Source organism: Methylobacterium sp. CCH5-D2 (genome assembly GCF_001556475.1).
Taxonomy (GTDB): domain Bacteria; phylum Pseudomonadota; class Alphaproteobacteria; order Rhizobiales; family Beijerinckiaceae; genus Methylobacterium; species Methylobacterium hispanicum.
In genome coordinates this window covers 1-1,367 of record NZ_LSIX01000641.1, presented here as the reverse complement: position 1 = coordinate 1,367, position 1,367 = coordinate 1, and the positions used below count along the sequence as shown (strand labels likewise).

Annotated in this window: 2 protein-coding genes; one reads left to right on the top strand and one right to left on the bottom strand. The window is 75.2% G+C overall.

The features are described 5' to 3' along the window. Nucleotides 1–66: 66 nt before the first annotated feature. Nucleotides 67–1,068 (top strand): ATP phosphoribosyltransferase, encoded by a 1,002-nt coding sequence (gene hisG / locus AX737_RS17080; protein ID WP_066923512.1) that lies wholly within the window; start codon nt 67–69, stop codon nt 1,066–1,068. A 21-nt stretch (nt 1,069–1,089) separates the two neighbouring features. Here the strand turns inward: hisG and AX737_RS17075 are convergent. Beyond that, a partial coding sequence (locus AX737_RS17075) for a tautomerase family protein (RefSeq protein WP_197430613.1) occupies nt 1,090–1,367 on the bottom strand: 278 nt, incomplete at its 5' end.

The following is a 1,367-nucleotide window of genomic DNA, read 5'->3' as shown; positions in this document are numbered from 1 at the left end:
CGAGCCGCAGCCGGCGGTGGGCTGCACCTTCTGGGTCGATCGCGTGGTGGGAGGGGCCCGGTGAACCTGTCCGAGAATCCCCTCGCGGATCCCCTCGCGGACCCCCTGGTCCTGGCCGTCCCCTCGAAGGGCCGGCTGCAGGAGAACGCCAACGCGTTCTTCGGCCGGGCCGGGCTCAAGCTGGCGCAGGGCTCGGGCGCGCGCGACTACCGCGGCAAGCTCGTCGGCGTGCCGGGGGTCGAGGTGCGCTACCTCTCGGCCTCCGAGATCGCGAGCCAGCTCGCCTCCGGCGCCGCCCATCTCGGCATCACCGGCGAGGACCTGATCCGCGAGAGCCTGCCCGACGCGCGCGGGCAGGTCGAGCTCTTGACGCCGCTCGGCTTCGGCAACGCCACCGTGGTGGTCGCCGTGCCCCAGGCCTGGATCGATGTCCGCGCGATGAGCGACCTCGACGAGGTCGCGGCCGAGATGCGCGCCCGCCACGGGCGGCGCCTGCGCATCGCCACCAAGTACGTGAACCTGACCCGCCGCTTCTTCGCCGAGAAGGGGGTGGCCGACTACCGCATCGTGGAGAGCCTGGGCGCCACCGAGGGCGCACCGGCCGCGGGCTCGGCCGAGATCGTCGTGGACATCACCACGACGGGCGCGACGCTGGCCGCCAACGCCCTGAAGATCCTCGACGACGGGATCATCCTGCGCTCGGAGGCCAACCTCGTCGCCTCGCTGAACGCCCCCTGGGGCGAGGGCCAGCGCGCGGCGTTCCGGGCCGTGATGGGCCGGATCGCCGCCGAGGAGCGCGCCCGCACCACCCGCGAGGTGCGCGCCGGGCTGCCCGAGGACGGCGCGATCGACCTCGCGACGATCGCGGGGCTGCACGAGGCCGAGTTGCCCTACGGCGCCCCGCGGGGGCCGGACGGCGAGATCGTGCTGCGCTGCCCCGAGGCCGCGGTGTTCGACCTCGCCGACGCGCTGGTGCGGGCCGGGGCGCGGGCGGTCAGCGTGCGCCGCATCGACTACGCCTTCGCGGCCGAGAACCCGCTGGCCGAGCGGTTGCTGGCGCGGCTCTAGCCGCCGTGCGGAGAGCGGCGGTCAGGCCGCCCGGCGCTCGGCCGCCCGGTGCGCCTGCGTGAGGCCGGCATAGCCCCAGGCCTCGCCCGGCACCTCGTCCACCACGACGTAGGTGGCCAGGGGCAGGTCCGGCCCCAGCACCTCGGCGAGTAGCGCATGCGCGGCGGCGATGAAGCGGGCCTTCTCCTCCGCGCTGTTGGTGCCCCGGGTGATCTTCGCGTCGAGATGCGCACCGCATCCGACCGCCGCCCCGCCGACCGTCCAGCCGGCAACCGCCACCGGCTCGACCAGCACGGCGG